The organism is Bacillus sp. OV166 (assembly GCF_900177675.1).
In the GTDB taxonomy this organism is placed as follows: Bacteria; Bacillota; Bacilli; order Bacillales; family Cytobacillaceae; genus Neobacillus.
Window position 1 is genome coordinate 1,062,011 of record NZ_FXWM01000001.1, and the last position, 13,850, is coordinate 1,075,860.

Sequence of the window (13,850 nt, forward strand, 5' to 3'; positions counted from 1 at the left end):
GGGAAGACAAATGACATTAGAAAAATTTAAAGGGATTATTCCTGCTTTTTATGCTTGTTATGATGAGGCAGGAGAAGTATCAGAAAACCGAACAAGGGATTTATGTAACTATCTATATGAAAAAGGCGTGAAAGGTCTTTATGTAGGCGGCAGTTCAGGTGAATGTATTTACCAAAATCTTGAGGAACGAAAAGCAACATTAAAATATGTGGCCGAAGCGGTAAAAGGAAAGCTTACATTAATCGCTCATGTTGGCGCTCCATCCACAAGGGATAGCGTAATTTTAGCCAAATATGCTGAAGAGCTGGGTTATGATGCCTTATCCGCGATTCCGCCGATCTACTTTAGCCTTCCTGAAAGTGCTATTTATAAATATTGGACGGAAATCATGGATTCAGCAGAGCTGCCATTTATTATTTACAACATTCCGCAAACCACTGGATACAATCTTTCAATGAATCTCTTTAAGAAGCTGATTGAAAATAAAAAGGTCATTGGCGTTAAAAATTCATCGATGCCAGCTATGGATATCGAACGCTTTAAGGCTGCGGCGGGAGAAAACTTTATCGTATTTAATGGTCCTGATGAGCAGTATGTTGCGGGCAGAGTCATCGGTGCTGACAGCGGAATCGGCGGTACGTATGCAGCGATGCCAGAACTGCTTTTAAAAGCAGAAGAGTTTGTAGCTACAGGAAACTTTGAACAAGCAAGAAGCATTCAACGAGATATTAACGACATCATCATTGCCTTATGTTCACTGAATGGCTCAATGTACTCGACGATTAAAGAGATTCTTAAATTAAGAGGAGTAAATGTGGGAAGTGTCCGCGGACCATTAGAGCCGGTACACGGTGAAGATTTAAGCAAAATTGCAGGAATTAAAGAGTTAATTGACAACACAATCCTTAAATATGGCAGGTAATGAAATGAAGAGAAGAGTTGTCTGCTTTGGAGATTCAAATACCTGGGGTTATGATGCAAGTACAATGGAAAGATTCCCAGAGGGAGTTAGGTGGACAAGCCGACTAGCCGTACTATTAGGTGAAGAGTTTCAAGTAGTGGAGGAAGGACTTTCGGGCAGGACAGCAGTAGTAGATGATCCTTTATTTGAAGGATTAAATGCTTTCACCTATATCCACCCTTGTTTAATGAGTCATTCACCACTTGAGCTTGTCATCATCATGCTTGGTACGAATGATACGAAGGAAAGGTTTAATCTGACCGCTTATAATATCGCCCAAGGAATTGCAAGACTTTCATTCAAAGCAAAAAACACACCCGCCGGCAAAAATGGCAATTTTCCTAAAGTACTGGTAATTGCTCCTCCTTCAATTGGGGAAGAGTACTACGATTCAGAAGTAGGAAAGTCAATGGGGAAGAATTGTAATCGTAAATCAGAGGATCTGCCGATGTATTTGAAGGAACTATTGCAGATTCAAGGAACTGAGTTCCTTGATACAAAGGGTTTAGTCGCAATGAACAACATTGATTTTATGCATCTTAATGAAGAAGGACACCAGCTTTTAGCAAAGCTTGTCTTTAATAAAATAAAAAACATGCTATAAAGGGGGAAAAACAAATGTTAAAAAAACGCTTCCTGGCCACTGCTTTGTCAGGTGTACTTGTACTATCAGCCTTAGCCGGTTGTGCAAATAAAGAAACAAGCAAACCGGTTGAGGGGACAAATGGCAAAAAGACAGTAGAATTATCGCTGATGTTAACACCGCAATGGAAGGGTGTTATGGATCCTTCTGAAAAAGGAGCAGATTATGACAGCTTCTTTAAAGCAGCTGCTGATAAGTTCTCGAAACAGTATAAAGACTATGATGTTAAGGTCAAGGTTGAAGTCATTGCCAGTGATCAACGTGATGAGCTGCTGAATGTTAAGCTAAACGGCGGCACTCCTCCGGATATCTTCTTTGAAAATACCTTTGCCATGGGTGATTATGCACATCGCGGAGCATTAGTTCCATTAAACGACATTGTGGATGACGCTGCGAAAAAAGACATTGATCAAAAGTACTTGGATAGTGTGACATTTGGCAAGGATATATACTTCTATCCATTCTCCCATTTGCCTGGAACGTTAGCTTACAATGCTGATATGTTTAAAGCAGCAGGGCTTGATCAATATATTGGCGGCGAGAATGAAATCAAGACTTGGACGTTAAAAGATTATGAAACGATTCTAAATGCGCTTAAGAAGGACTTACCAAAGGACAAATATCCAAATGCTTATCCAATGGGCTTATTCGCTCTTAATAATCAAGGGGATACTTGGAATCTTGCTTATTTAAGAATGTTTGGCAATAAGTTCTTTGATAAGAAAGGAAATCTCGTGATTGATGATAAAAATGGGGTTGAAGCAGCAAAATGGTTAAAGAAAACCTATGATGCTGGTTTAACAAATCCAGGTGCAGAATCCGTTTCTTCTAACGATGTAAACGCCATGTTCCAAAACCAAAAGCTTGCCATCAGCTTCACCAACTCTGTTTTAATTAACAATGCAAAAGCTGACATGGATGCAGGCAAAGCGCCTAAATTCGATATCAGGCTTGCGAATATTCCATCAGAAAGCGGCGATCCATTAACATTCACATATGTATCTGGTGCTGCTGTATTTAACACAAAAGACAAAACAAGAATCAAAGTAAGTAAGGATTTTGTTAAATTCTTCTCAACTGACCCTGAGCTCGTAAAAGCTTCAAAAAATGGTGTTCCGGTAAGAACTTCTGTGGCGAACGAACTCAAGTCACAAAACCCATTATTTGCTGCTTATGATAAAAACGCGCAATATTTGTTTAACTTTACAGGAAGTGTTCCAGGCTACAGCCAGTTAAGACAAGTTCTGTACCCAGAGCTTCAAGCTATCTATACTGGTCAAAAAACACCTGCACAAGCTATGAAAGATTATCAAACAAATGGTAATAAAGTGATTAAAGATTCAAGAGCAAACTCTGTCATTAAACAATAACCATGTACGTTAAAGACTTTAAAAACTTAAGCCCCTTATGTTTGGGGCTTAAGTTTTAGAAAGGTAATGGATACTTATGAAAATAAACCAGCATTCTTTAAAAGCGAATATGACAGGATATCTATTTATTGCTCCTCAGCTTATTCTCTTTTTAGTCTTTCTCGTATATCCCATTATAGAAGGAATAAGATTAAGCTTATTTAGAATTAATTATACCAACCAGATCTTTGTTGGGTTCGATAACTATAAAACGCTATTTCAAGATCCTGTGTTCTTAAAATCCACTCTTAATACCGTCATTTTTGTTGTATTTATCGTTGCATTAACCATCATTTTTGCCTTATTTGTAGCCTCAGCTGTTTTTGATAAAAATGCAAAATATGTTTCCTTTATTAGAGGAAGTTATTATATTCCGGTTATGGTTTCGATGGTTGTTATGAGTATGGTCTGGAGTTTCTTGTTAAATCCGGCAAACGGTTTGATTCCATACGTAGCAAAACAATTAGATTTTTCAAATGTGAATTTTTTAGGTAATCCAAACACCGTTTTACCAGTAATTATTTTCGTTACCTTTGCAACGAATGTTGGTCAGGCGATTATTCTTTATATTGCTTCGATGATTGGTGTTCCGAAGGATCTGTTTGAAGCAGCAGAGGTGGATGGTGCAAGTAGAATGACCATTATCTTTAAAATTTTGATTCCAATGGTAAAGCCTACCACCTATTACCTTATCATCATGAACATTATTGCCGTATTAAAGATTTTCGTTGTCATTCAGCTATTAACGGGCGGAGGACCAAACAATGGATCTACAACCCTCATGTATTTCTTATACAATAACGCCTTTAAATATAATCAGCTTGGTGTTGCATCTGCAGTAGGTGTCATAATGTTCTTAATTACATTGCTTTTATCGGTTCCACAATTAAGAGCGATGTTTAAGAAGGATTAGAGGTGATAGAGGATGTTAAAAAAACAATACAAGAAAAAAAGAGAAACTGTCGACGTTGTAGCGAATGTGATTATCATCTTCTTTGCAGTGTTAAATCTATTTCCTCTTTACTGGCTTTTCACTAGTTCATTAAAGAACAGCTCGGATGTATTAAAAATGCCTCCGGACTGGATTCCTAAGTCGCTAACTTTTAGTAACTATGCCGAAGTTTTCCAAAACCAGCCTGCGTTAAAATGGACGTTTAATAGTATTGTTGTTTCACTAGGTTCCACGGTTGCTGTTATTATCGTGAGCTCCCTTGCAGCCTATGCATTTTCAAAGCTGCAATTCAAAGGGAAAAATTTCATTTATATTATTTTTATTTCAAGTTTAATGATTCCAAAAGAGGTAATGATCGTTCCATTATTCAGAATTATTCAGGAATTAGGCATGGTTAACACGCTTAACGGAATGATTTGGCCAAACGTGGCGACGGCCTTTGGAGTATTTTTGCTTAAGGGATTCTTTGATACCATCCCGGACTCGTTAAGGGAAGCAGCCAAGATTGATGGTGCGGGGGAATTTTATACCTTCTATAAAATTATCCTGCCGATCGTTAAACCAGGTATCGGGGCATTATTTATCCTTAACTTTGTTCAAGTCTGGAATGATTACCTCTGGCAGTTAATCGTCGGTCAGGACGAAAATTCAAAAACATTAATGGTTGGGATCGCAACCTTAATGCAGGATCTAAATCCAAATTTTGCGTATAAGATGGCAGGAGCTACTGTTGCAGCGGTTCCTATGTTACTTATTTTTATCTGTTTCCAAAAGTACTTTACTAAGGGATTAGCTGGTGGAGCAGTGAAAGAATAAATGGAGATGTTATTATGATAAACAAGGAAAGTCTATTTAAACAAATTAAAGGGAAATTAATAGTTTCCTGTCAAGCCCTTCCGGAAGAACCGCTTCATAGCCCTTGTATAATGGGAAGAATGGCATATGCAGCCATGCTTGGGGGGGCAAGTGGGATTAGAGCAAATAGCGTTGAAGATATTCGCGAAATTAAAAAAACTGTTACATTACCGATTATTGGTATTATTAAACGTGAATATGAAGGTTCGGATGTATTTATCACTCCAACCATAGAAGAAATTGATCCGCTCTACCAAGAAGGTGTTGATATTATTGCTTTAGATGCGACTAACAGAACTCGACCTGATGGAAAGTCCATCAGTGAAGTATTTCCGAATATAAAAGAGAAGTATAAAGATCAAATCTTTATGGCAGATTGCTCGACCTACGAAGAGGCACAAGAAGCATATCGATTAGGTTTTGATTGTATTGGTACAACATTGAGCGGATATACTGAGTACACACGTGGCAAGATACTACCTGATGTCGATCTAATCGAACGGCTGGTAAAAGATATAAATATTCCTATTATTGCTGAGGGTGGAATTTGGTCACCTGAAGATCTAATTGCTGTTTTCAATCGAGGAGTCCATTGTGCAGTTGTGGGGACCGCCATTACCAGACCGATGGAAATAACAAAAAAATTTGTTAAAGTAATTAGCTAGAATAGCAACTAAATCCCTCGAGATTTCTCGCGGGATTTTACCTTCTAAGGACTTTATAAAGGGTGAGTGACGTGAAAATATTAGCTGCCGATATTGGAGGTACAGCTATTAAGATGTGTATCTCTGATGAAAGAGGAAATATTGAAGGTTTTAGAGAATATGATACTGAAAGTAAAAAAGGCGGAAAACATTTAGTTGAAAAGCTACTTCATATAATATCAGAATACGATGGTTATGAAGCTATAGGTATAAGCACTGCGGGGCAGGTTGATAGTGATAAAGGTACCATTATTTATGCCAATGAAAATATTCCAAACTATACGGGAACTAGATTAAAGGATCTCTTAGAGGAGAAATTTAAGGTCCCTGTTAAAATTGAAAATGATGTCAATGCGGCCGCATTAGGTGAACAATATTTTGGTGTTGGTCGTGATTTCAAGGATTTTCTATGTTTGACCTATGGAACGGGCATAGGTGGTGCAATTATTCTGGATTCTAAAATTTATAAGGGTTTTAATGGGGTAGCTGCAGAATTTGGACATATTGTTACCCATCCTTTAGGAACTCACTGTAACTGCGGCGGGGAAGGCTGTTATGAACAGTATGCATCTACGACCGCATTGGTAAGAATGGCAAAAGTGGTTGATGCAAGTTGTGTAAATGGGAAGGTTATTTTTGAAAAAATCGATCAAGGGGATGCCAGGATCAAAAGTGTACTTGATGATTGGGTATTTGAAGTAGCATTAGGTCTGACCTCCTTAATTCATATCTTTAACCCCCAAGCCATTATTGTTGGCGGAGGCGTGATGGAACAGGAAATACTTGTAGAAATGGTTTATGCTCAAGTGAAAGAGTTTATCATGGAAAGCTTTGCGGATGTAAAGGTCTTAAAGGCTTCTCTTGGAAATAGAGCTGGAATTCTAGGAGCAGTTTCGCTTCATTTAAAAAGCGGGAGCTAAAAGGAGTAATTTATGTCAAAAGTAGATATATTTTCACTAATTCGTTCAAATTACAATGCACTTACAAAATCAGAAAAAAAAGTAGCAGATTATATCCTGGATAATATAAAGGATGTGATCTATATGTCGATTACAGACCTTGCTGATGAGTGTAATGTTGGGGAGTCAAGTGTGTTTAGATTTTGTAAAACAATGAACTTAAAAGGTTATCAGGAGTTTAAAATTGCATTAGCACACAGTCTTTCCCAAGAGGATGATACACCACAGATGTCAGGTGAAATCACGCTGCAGGATACGATTAAAGAATTATCCTCCAAGATTTTATCAACAAACGTAAGTGCTCTTACTGAAACCTTTAATTTAATAAACGAGACTCACATTTCGAATGCAATCGACAGTATGATTAAAAGCGAAAGGATTCATTTTTTTGGAGTAGGCGCATCGTTAATGACCGCAATGGAAGCAAAGAATAAATTCATGAGGATTAGCAATAAAACGGAATGCTCGTTAGATTCACATCTGCAGATCATGTCAGCCTCATTGATGTCTACTAAAGATGTAGCTGTAATTATTTCCTATTCAGGATCAACTAAGGATACAATTGAAGTGGCGAAGGTTGCCAAAGAAAGTGGGGCAAAGGTTATTGCAATTACACGGTTTGCTAAATCACCACTAACTTATTATTCCGATATCACATTACTCTGCGGGGCTAATGAAGGCCCTCTTCAAGGTGGTAGTTTATCTGCAAAGATCTCCCAGTTATACTTGCTAGACCTTTTGTATGCTGAATATTTTAAAAGGACGTACAAGGAATCTGCTATCAATAAAGAATACACAGCCAAAGCTGTTATTGAGAAAATGCTATAGGGTAAACCTTAAAGTGTATATACTAAAAACATATGGCAGCAGCCATATGTTTTTTTAGTGCGCCCAGCATGGGTGCAATCTATAGGGTGCAAGTCCCAGCCTTTGTGCTGGATTTTTTTTCATCCAAATATCATTCCAGAAAAGATCCTTTTCAAAGTACAAATATAATTGTATGAAATGGATGATTTCAATTCATATTAAATGAAAGGAGGCATCCTGGAAATGAATTTTACATGGTTATTTGGGCTATTATTTTTATCTCAACAAGTGAATATGCCAGACAGTTTATTAATCACTAACAACGGGCACCCTTTATCGGTTGTTAATTGTACTGATTTATCGATGAACTTACCTGGAGTTCCTATTATTAACACAGAAAAGTTAACAAAATGTATGGATCAAATTGACAAACATGTTTCTAAAATGCCTAAAAATGCAATGAAAGATGAGTCCGGAAAAATTATACCCGAACATGTTGGTTATCGCTTATATCGTCAGAGGTTCACAGAAAAAGTTTATTCTTATTATTTTAACAATGGTTCATCTAAAATAGAGGTCCCCTTACTTGAAATTTATCCTAAAGTTGACAGTGAATTACTTGGAAATATCCAAAATGAAAAAATTGGAAGATATGTAACATCCTTCAATATATCTAACAAAGGACGAACCAATAATATTTATCTTGCAACCGAGGCTATTAATAATTTTGTTCTTTTCCCAGGTGAAATATTTTCCTTTAATAAAGTTGTTGGAAAAAGAACAGCAGGAAAAGGATACTTGCCTGCACCAGTGATCCTAAGAGGAGAATTAGCAAAAGATATTGGCGGTGGAATCTGTCAGGTATCATCTACCCTATTTAATGCAGTAGATAATGCCGGATTAGAAGTTACTCAGCGTTCCTCACACAGCAGAAAGGTAACATACATTCCACCTGGGCGGGATGCCACCGTTAGTTGGAATGGACCAGATTTTGTTTTTAAAAATAAATACAATCAACCAATTCTAATACAATCAAAAACGGTAGGAAACAAGTTAACCATCGAGATATATTCTTCAGATGTCATTAACTATACTCCTAAAAAAGTGCCACACCTTCCTTATGATCAAAAACACCCACCCAAGTAAGGTTATGTGGGTCGATCTTCATATTGCAGTGACAGAAATGAGGAATTGAAATGAAGGATTTGAACTATTGGAATCCGAGGATCCAAAATTTTGGGAGACTAAAGGGAAAAGAGTGGCCAGTCGCAAATTGTGGATTTCCATCCCCAATTTATTAATTGCCTTCTGTGTATGGCAAATTTGGTCGATTCTTTCACTAAAGTTAATTGATGTAGGATTTAATTATACGACAGACCAAGTGGTTACTCTCACTGCAATTCCAGCCTTAACAGGAGCGGTCGTTCGAATTCTTTATTCGATAGGAGTTACTTATACTGGAGGGAAGACATGGACGATCTTATCGACCCTTATTCTTCTTGTTCCAGTAATCGGCTTGGGGATTGCCTTGCAAAATCCTAATACGCCCTACATGACGATGGCAACCCTCGCTGCTCTTTGTGGTCTTGGTGGTGGGAATTTCGTATCCTCAATGGCGGCGATTGGCCCTTTTTTAAGAAGGCGGGCTATATTTAAACGGAATAGTGCGATTCTTTTTGAAGGCTGTGGAAAAGATTCACTACACCCTGTATTTTGAATGGAATTAGAGAATGAAGTACATGTAAGTCTATATACAGATTTTTACAAAAAAAGTGAAGACTTCTCATTTTGAGAAGTCTACTTTTCGTTCAACTACTAAATAGACATACGATGTCCTCATTTGCTCCCACTTTCCCATCTAGAAACTCCCTCATCTTTTGAATCGCTAGTTCAAGTGGACTTAGAGTACAGTTTCGGGACATTGAAAACATATAGACACTTGACAGTTAACCTCCATGTCCATCTATACTTAGTAAAGTAGTATAAGTCGTTTTTTGTTGATGTCAACTTGACAAGGATTTGTTAAAGGTTGGAGGAAATAATATCATGGTTTAAGGAAAACCTTCTACCATCTGCTCACGTTTACCGAGATTTTATTGATAAAGGAAGTCAAATACATAATGTATAAAATCGGATTAGTCGGTCTAAAAACTTCTCTGGAACAGATTTTAGACTCGGCAGAAGAATATAAATATGAGTTGGAATTCATCTCTCTCCCCTATGTAAAAACCGAAGAGGTAGAGAGTATTGTAAAAGAACATAACTCTCACGTTCATGCATGGCTTTTTTCTGGTCCACTTCCCTATGAAATTGCGAAAAAAACGCTGGGTACAGATAAAATTATGGTCCATGTTCCTGCGACGGAATCAGGTTTTTATAAATCTTTTTTAGAGATGATCTATGAAAAAGGAAAAATTATTGAGCAGCTAAGTATTGATACGATGTCCTTAAACAATATTAGTGAAGAGGCTTTGTCACAGTTAAATATAAAAATTCCAAAGATTTATACGAAAGTGTTTGAGTTAGATGTTGATACAAATGAATTGTTGCAGTTTCATTTAGATTTATGGAATAAGGGAAAGACAGAAGGCGCAATAACTTGTTTTCCATCCGTGTGTCATGCTTTAAGGGAAAATGGAATTCCAGCCTACCGGATGTCGATGAGTAAGATGGAAATACGACAAACGCTTCGGATTCTTTCTGAAAAAGTAAAGGCTTCCTACTTTAAAGACACACAAATCGGAGTTGAAATCATAGAAGTTGAATTTTTTAGCAGAGTGGCAGAGGAAATGAAAACTCCTTATCATTTACAGTATTTGGAGCTCAGGCTAAAAGAAATGTTGATTCAACTGGGTGAAAAAATAAATGGTTCTTTTTCAGAAAAAGGAAACGGAAGATACATGATTTTTAGTTCCCGCGGCGCCATTGAACGAGAAATTATCACGCTCGAAGATACCGTTCAAAAATTAGCTTTTGAAGCAGATACTACCGTTGCTGTTGGAATTGGCTTTGGCGAGACCGCGTATTCGGCGGAAATCAATGCTTTTCGTGCTATTCAACATTCTAAGGAGATGAAAAATCGCGAAATTGTGATTGTCCAAGATGATGGCAAGATTGTCGAATCACCAGGCACAAAAAAGGAGCTGCAATATGCCCGTCGTACCCACGATAAATTCCTTATCGAAAAGTTAAACAAAGGGAATATCAGTGTAAAAGCGTATAAGAAGATCTCAGCTCTTGTTCATAGATTGGGATGGCGCGAATTTACAACTAAGGACTTAGCGACACAGCTTGAGATGACAGAGCGCAATGTACGGCGTATTGTCACGGATATGTGCATAGTAGATTTGGCTCAATGCGTTGGCGAAGAGGCTCAAGCTACACGGGGAAGGCCAAGTAAAATTTATCGATTATTATAAGCACCCATGATTTTGGGTGCTTATTTATTTTGTCCCTTGATTTAGCATGTTAAAAGATTTAAAGGAATATTTTTCAGCTTTATTTTTAGTGTATTGTTTAATTTCTATTTAGAAATTTCTAAAAATTATTGAAATTTAAGTATAAAAACACTATACTTCATTTAAGGAATTTTTTCCTTAAATTACCCTAAAGTAGATAATGTTTCGTAAGTAGAATAAAAAAAGGAGTTGAAATGTGTGTCTCAAACGATATTCATTCAAGATTTAATCGAGGATGTTAAAGACGAAGTGATTGGATGGCGAAGATATTTACATATGTATCCTGAGCTGTCTTTTCAAGAAGAAAAAACAGCACAATTTGTCTATGAAACGCTGCAAACGTTTGGTGATTTGGAAATTTCGCGTCCGACAAAAACAAGTGTTATGGCTCGTTTGATTGGTCAACAACCCGGGAAGGTTATAGCACTGCGGGCAGATATGGATGCGCTTCCAATTGAAGAAGAGAATGATTTGGACTTTGTGTCACAAAATCCAGGTGCGATGCATGCTTGCGGACATGACGGGCATACGGCGATGCTGCTTGGTGCAGCAAAGATTCTTACACAGTTAAAGGATCATATTAAAGGGGAAGTGCGCTTTTTATTTCAACATGCTGAGGAACTGCCGCCCGGTGGCGCACAAGAGATGGTGAAAGCTGGTGTGCTGGATGGAGTAGATATGATTATTGGCACCCATCTAATGTCGACTCTCCCTTTAGGGAAAATAGGTTTGAGCTACGGTCCGATGATGGCAGGAGCTGATACTTTTAACATTACCGTGGTTGGTAAGGGGGGGCACGCTTCACAGCCTGAACTAACTATTGATCCCATTGCAATTGGAACACAGGTTGTCACAAATCTCCAGCACATTGTTTCAAGGTATCGAGATGCTCAGGAAACTCTTGTAATTTCAGTGACAAAGTTCCAAGCGGGAAGTGCGATTAATGTTATTCCAAGTAGCGTAAGCATTGGAGGATCCGTTCGAAGCTTCAATCCGGAGCTGAGGGGAAAGATTCCAACTTTTATCGAACGCATAGTAAAAGGAATTACAGAAGCGCACGGAGCCACTTATGAATTCAATTATCAGTTCGGTTATGCTCCGACCATTAATGATGAAGAAATAACACGATTGATTGACGAAGCGGTTTGTGAAGTATTTGGTGAAGAAAGGCGAGAGATTATGAAGCCGATTATGGGAAGTGAAGACTTCTCTGCCTATCAAAAAGTAGTACCGGGATCTTATATTTTCATAGGAGCTCGTAATGAAGAAAGAGGGATTATGTATCCTCACCATCACCCAAAATTTGATTTTGATGAGCAGGCATTACAAGACGGTGTAAAGTTATTCGTTCATGGAACATTTAAAATAGTGAATTAGACTACGAGGGGGAAGAGTATGAAAAAGGTCTATTGGCTTGGAATTATTCCGGTTCTTGGTTTTGTAATAGGAGCGTTATTTTCAAATAGAGTGACTCCTTATGTTCTTGGAATGCCGTTTTTTCACTTTTGGGTTGTTCTCTGGTCTTTTCTTACAACGGGAATCTTGGGGATTATTTATAAACTTGATCCTGCGAATCAAAAGGAGGATTTTTAATGAATATTTCCTTGTTTTTTATCTTGTTTTTTTTCGTTGTTTCTATCGCTATTGGTTTATATTCCCAAAAAGGGAAAGAGATGAACTTAGAGCAGTGGTCCGTTGGAGGACGTGGAATGGGAACGCTATTTGTCTTTCTCTTAGCTGCAGGTGAAATGTATACTACATTTACTTTTTTAGGTGCAAGTGGCTCGGCATATAGTGATGGAGGTGCCATTTTTAGTATTGTTTCATACGGTTGTCTAGCTACTGTCATCTCTTACTGGTCATTTCCTGCTATTTGGAAATATGCAAAGGAACATAAATTAATTTCCCAATCAGATTTCTTTGTAAAAAAATATCAAAGTCCTTATCTTGGAGTACTTGTTGCTGTTGTAGGTATTGTAGCTTGTACCTGTTATTTGGTATTACAATTTAAAGGATTGGGGTATATCGTCGAGGCAACTTCCTATGGGGTCATCTCTTCCAAACTAGCAATTTGGATCGGAGCTATTGGTGTAACTGTTTTTGTTATGTTGTCAGGTATTCACGGTGCTGCTTGGACTTCTGTTTTGAAAGATATTCTTATTCTTGGGATTGTCGTATTTTTAGGTATCTATTTTCCGATTCACTTTTATGGCGGGATTCAGCCAATGTATGAGGCTATTGAACATGCAAAATCAAACTTTTCTATACTACCTAATCAAGGCATGAACACAACATGGTATATATCTACCGTAATTTTAAGTGGTATTGGATTTTATATGTGGCCGCATACGTTTCCTAATGTCTTTGCAGCCAAAAATGAGAAAGCCTTACGTAAAAATGCGATTCTTATGCCATTGTATCAATTAATTTTATTGTTTGCCTTTTTTGTCGGATTTGCAGCTATCTTACAGATTCCAGGATTAAAAGGGAGTGACAGTGACCTTATTTTGCTTCGTCTTTCAAAAGAGACATTTGATCCTTGGTTTGTCGGATTAATTGGAGGAACAGGTGTATTAGCCGCATTAGTACCAAGTGCTATGCTATTAATGGTTATATCAACTTTACTAGTTAAAAATATCTTTCAAGTATTCGTCCCTTCGACAACAGAAGGTCAGATTGCAAAATTAGTAAAATACTTAGTTCCGGTTCTTTCTCTTGTAGGACTTTATTTTACATTTAAAGGTGGAAATACACTTTTTGGAATCGCTTTAATCGCATATAACTTCATTACACAACTTGCTCCTGCGTTTTTCTTTAGTTTGCTGAAGAGGAATTTTGTTACAAAATATGGCGCTTTTGCCGGAATCATTTCCGGAGGATTGTTAGTTTCTACCATGTCTTTAGGAAATATTACGATTGGACAGCTATTTCCTTTCATTCCTCAAGTTATTAAAGATCTGAATGTAGGAATCATTGCACTATTTGTTAATACACTAGTCGTGGTAGTTGTGAGTTTGATGACAAAAAATATCACTTTAACACAACCAAAAACCAAAGCAGTGGTTGAGTAACATTGATAATATAGTGAACCCTGTCAAGTAG

At 37.5% G+C, this 13,850-nt stretch carries 14 protein-coding genes; all 14 read left to right on the top strand.

The genetic code is table 11. The features are described 5' to 3' along the window. Nucleotides 1-10: 10 nt before the first annotated feature. The 14 genes from CCK98_RS04960 to CCK98_RS05025 all read left to right on the top strand — a co-directional run bounded on the left by CCK98_RS04960 (nucleotide 11) and on the right by CCK98_RS05025 (nucleotide 13,819). Nucleotides 11-922 (top strand): dihydrodipicolinate synthase family protein, encoded by a 912-nt coding sequence (locus CCK98_RS04960; protein ID WP_088085557.1) that lies wholly within the window; start codon nucleotides 11-13, stop codon nucleotides 920-922. Nucleotides 923-926: 4 nt separating this feature from the next. Continuing rightward, nucleotides 927-1,565 (top strand): GDSL-type esterase/lipase family protein, encoded by a 639-nt coding sequence (locus tag CCK98_RS04965; RefSeq protein ID WP_088090302.1) that lies wholly within the window; start codon nucleotides 927-929, stop codon nucleotides 1,563-1,565. A gap of 14 nt (nucleotides 1,566-1,579) precedes the next feature. Next, nucleotides 1,580-2,974 (top strand): ABC transporter substrate-binding protein, encoded by a 1,395-nt coding sequence (locus CCK98_RS04970; protein WP_088085558.1) that lies wholly within the window; start codon nucleotides 1,580-1,582, stop codon nucleotides 2,972-2,974. A gap of 76 nt (nucleotides 2,975-3,050) precedes the next feature. Further along, the gene (locus CCK98_RS04975; protein WP_088085559.1) at nucleotides 3,051-3,926 is read left to right on the top strand and encodes a carbohydrate ABC transporter permease; all 876 of its coding nucleotides are present in this window, start codon (nucleotides 3,051-3,053) and stop codon (nucleotides 3,924-3,926) included. Nucleotides 3,927-3,938: 12 nt separating this feature from the next. Further along, complete coding sequence (locus CCK98_RS04980) at nucleotides 3,939-4,781, top strand: carbohydrate ABC transporter permease (RefSeq protein WP_088085560.1); 843 nt, start codon at nucleotides 3,939-3,941, stop codon at nucleotides 4,779-4,781. A gap of 14 nt (nucleotides 4,782-4,795) precedes the next feature. Then, nucleotides 4,796-5,485 carry an N-acetylmannosamine-6-phosphate 2-epimerase gene (locus CCK98_RS04985; RefSeq protein ID WP_088085561.1) on the top strand — a complete coding sequence of 230 codons (690 nt, stop codon included), beginning with the start codon at nucleotides 4,796-4,798 and terminating at the stop codon, nucleotides 5,483-5,485. Nucleotides 5,486-5,556: 71 nt separating this feature from the next. Continuing rightward, nucleotides 5,557-6,444, top strand: coding sequence for an ROK family protein (locus CCK98_RS04990; RefSeq protein ID WP_088085562.1), 888 nt, complete (start codon nucleotides 5,557-5,559; stop codon nucleotides 6,442-6,444). Nucleotides 6,445-6,456: 12 nt separating this feature from the next. Further along, on the top strand, nucleotides 6,457-7,311 hold the full coding sequence (locus tag CCK98_RS04995; protein ID WP_088085563.1) for a MurR/RpiR family transcriptional regulator: 855 nt from the start codon (nucleotides 6,457-6,459) through the stop codon (nucleotides 7,309-7,311). Between the two features lie 222 nt (nucleotides 7,312-7,533). Continuing rightward, the gene (locus CCK98_RS05000) at nucleotides 7,534-8,436 is read left to right on the top strand and encodes a VanW family protein (protein WP_088085564.1); all 903 of its coding nucleotides are present in this window, start codon (nucleotides 7,534-7,536) and stop codon (nucleotides 8,434-8,436) included. A gap of 67 nt (nucleotides 8,437-8,503) precedes the next feature. Beyond that, nucleotides 8,504-9,007: a hypothetical protein gene (locus CCK98_RS05005; RefSeq protein ID WP_088085565.1), complete on the top strand. Its 504-nt coding sequence runs from the start codon at nucleotides 8,504-8,506 to the stop codon at nucleotides 9,005-9,007. Between the two features lie 403 nt (nucleotides 9,008-9,410). After that, on the top strand, nucleotides 9,411-10,709 hold the full coding sequence (locus tag CCK98_RS05010; RefSeq protein WP_088085566.1) for a hypothetical protein: 1,299 nt from the start codon (nucleotides 9,411-9,413) through the stop codon (nucleotides 10,707-10,709). A gap of 237 nt (nucleotides 10,710-10,946) precedes the next feature. Further along, nucleotides 10,947-12,125 (top strand): M20 family metallopeptidase, encoded by a 1,179-nt coding sequence (locus tag CCK98_RS05015; protein ID WP_088085567.1) that lies wholly within the window; start codon nucleotides 10,947-10,949, stop codon nucleotides 12,123-12,125. 18 nt (nucleotides 12,126-12,143) lie between these two features. After that, nucleotides 12,144-12,341 (top strand): DUF3311 domain-containing protein, encoded by a 198-nt coding sequence (locus CCK98_RS05020; RefSeq protein ID WP_088085568.1) that lies wholly within the window; start codon nucleotides 12,144-12,146, stop codon nucleotides 12,339-12,341. Next, nucleotides 12,341-13,819 carry a sodium:solute symporter gene (locus CCK98_RS05025; protein ID WP_088085569.1) on the top strand — a complete coding sequence of 493 codons (1,479 nt, stop codon included), beginning with the start codon at nucleotides 12,341-12,343 and terminating at the stop codon, nucleotides 13,817-13,819. Before CCK98_RS05020 ends, CCK98_RS05025 begins: the two co-directional genes overlap by 1 nt. The last annotated feature ends 31 nt before the right edge of the window (nucleotides 13,820-13,850 follow it).

What these genes read in the sequence shown, in the direction of transcription:
- CCK98_RS04960 (WP_088085557.1), top strand. Translation starts at nt 11, where the DNA reads ATGACATTAGAAAAATTTAAAGGGATTATTCCTGCTTTTTATGCTTGT.
- CCK98_RS04965 (WP_088090302.1), top strand. Translation starts at nt 927, where the DNA reads ATGAAGAGAAGAGTTGTCTGCTTTGGAGATTCAAATACCTGGGGTTAT.
- CCK98_RS04970 (WP_088085558.1), top strand. Translation starts at nt 1,580, where the DNA reads ATGTTAAAAAAACGCTTCCTGGCCACTGCTTTGTCAGGTGTACTTGTA.
- CCK98_RS04975 (WP_088085559.1), top strand. Translation starts at nt 3,051, where the DNA reads ATGAAAATAAACCAGCATTCTTTAAAAGCGAATATGACAGGATATCTA.
- CCK98_RS04980 (WP_088085560.1), top strand. Translation starts at nt 3,939, where the DNA reads ATGTTAAAAAAACAATACAAGAAAAAAAGAGAAACTGTCGACGTTGTA.
- CCK98_RS04985 (WP_088085561.1), top strand. Translation starts at nt 4,796, where the DNA reads ATGATAAACAAGGAAAGTCTATTTAAACAAATTAAAGGGAAATTAATA.
- CCK98_RS04995 (WP_088085563.1), top strand. Translation starts at nt 6,457, where the DNA reads ATGTCAAAAGTAGATATATTTTCACTAATTCGTTCAAATTACAATGCA.
- CCK98_RS05000 (WP_088085564.1), top strand. Translation starts at nt 7,534, where the DNA reads ATGAATTTTACATGGTTATTTGGGCTATTATTTTTATCTCAACAAGTG.
- CCK98_RS05010 (WP_088085566.1), top strand. Translation starts at nt 9,411, where the DNA reads ATGTATAAAATCGGATTAGTCGGTCTAAAAACTTCTCTGGAACAGATT.
- CCK98_RS05020 (WP_088085568.1), top strand. Translation starts at nt 12,144, where the DNA reads ATGAAAAAGGTCTATTGGCTTGGAATTATTCCGGTTCTTGGTTTTGTA.
- CCK98_RS05025 (WP_088085569.1), top strand. Translation starts at nt 12,341, where the DNA reads ATGAATATTTCCTTGTTTTTTATCTTGTTTTTTTTCGTTGTTTCTATC.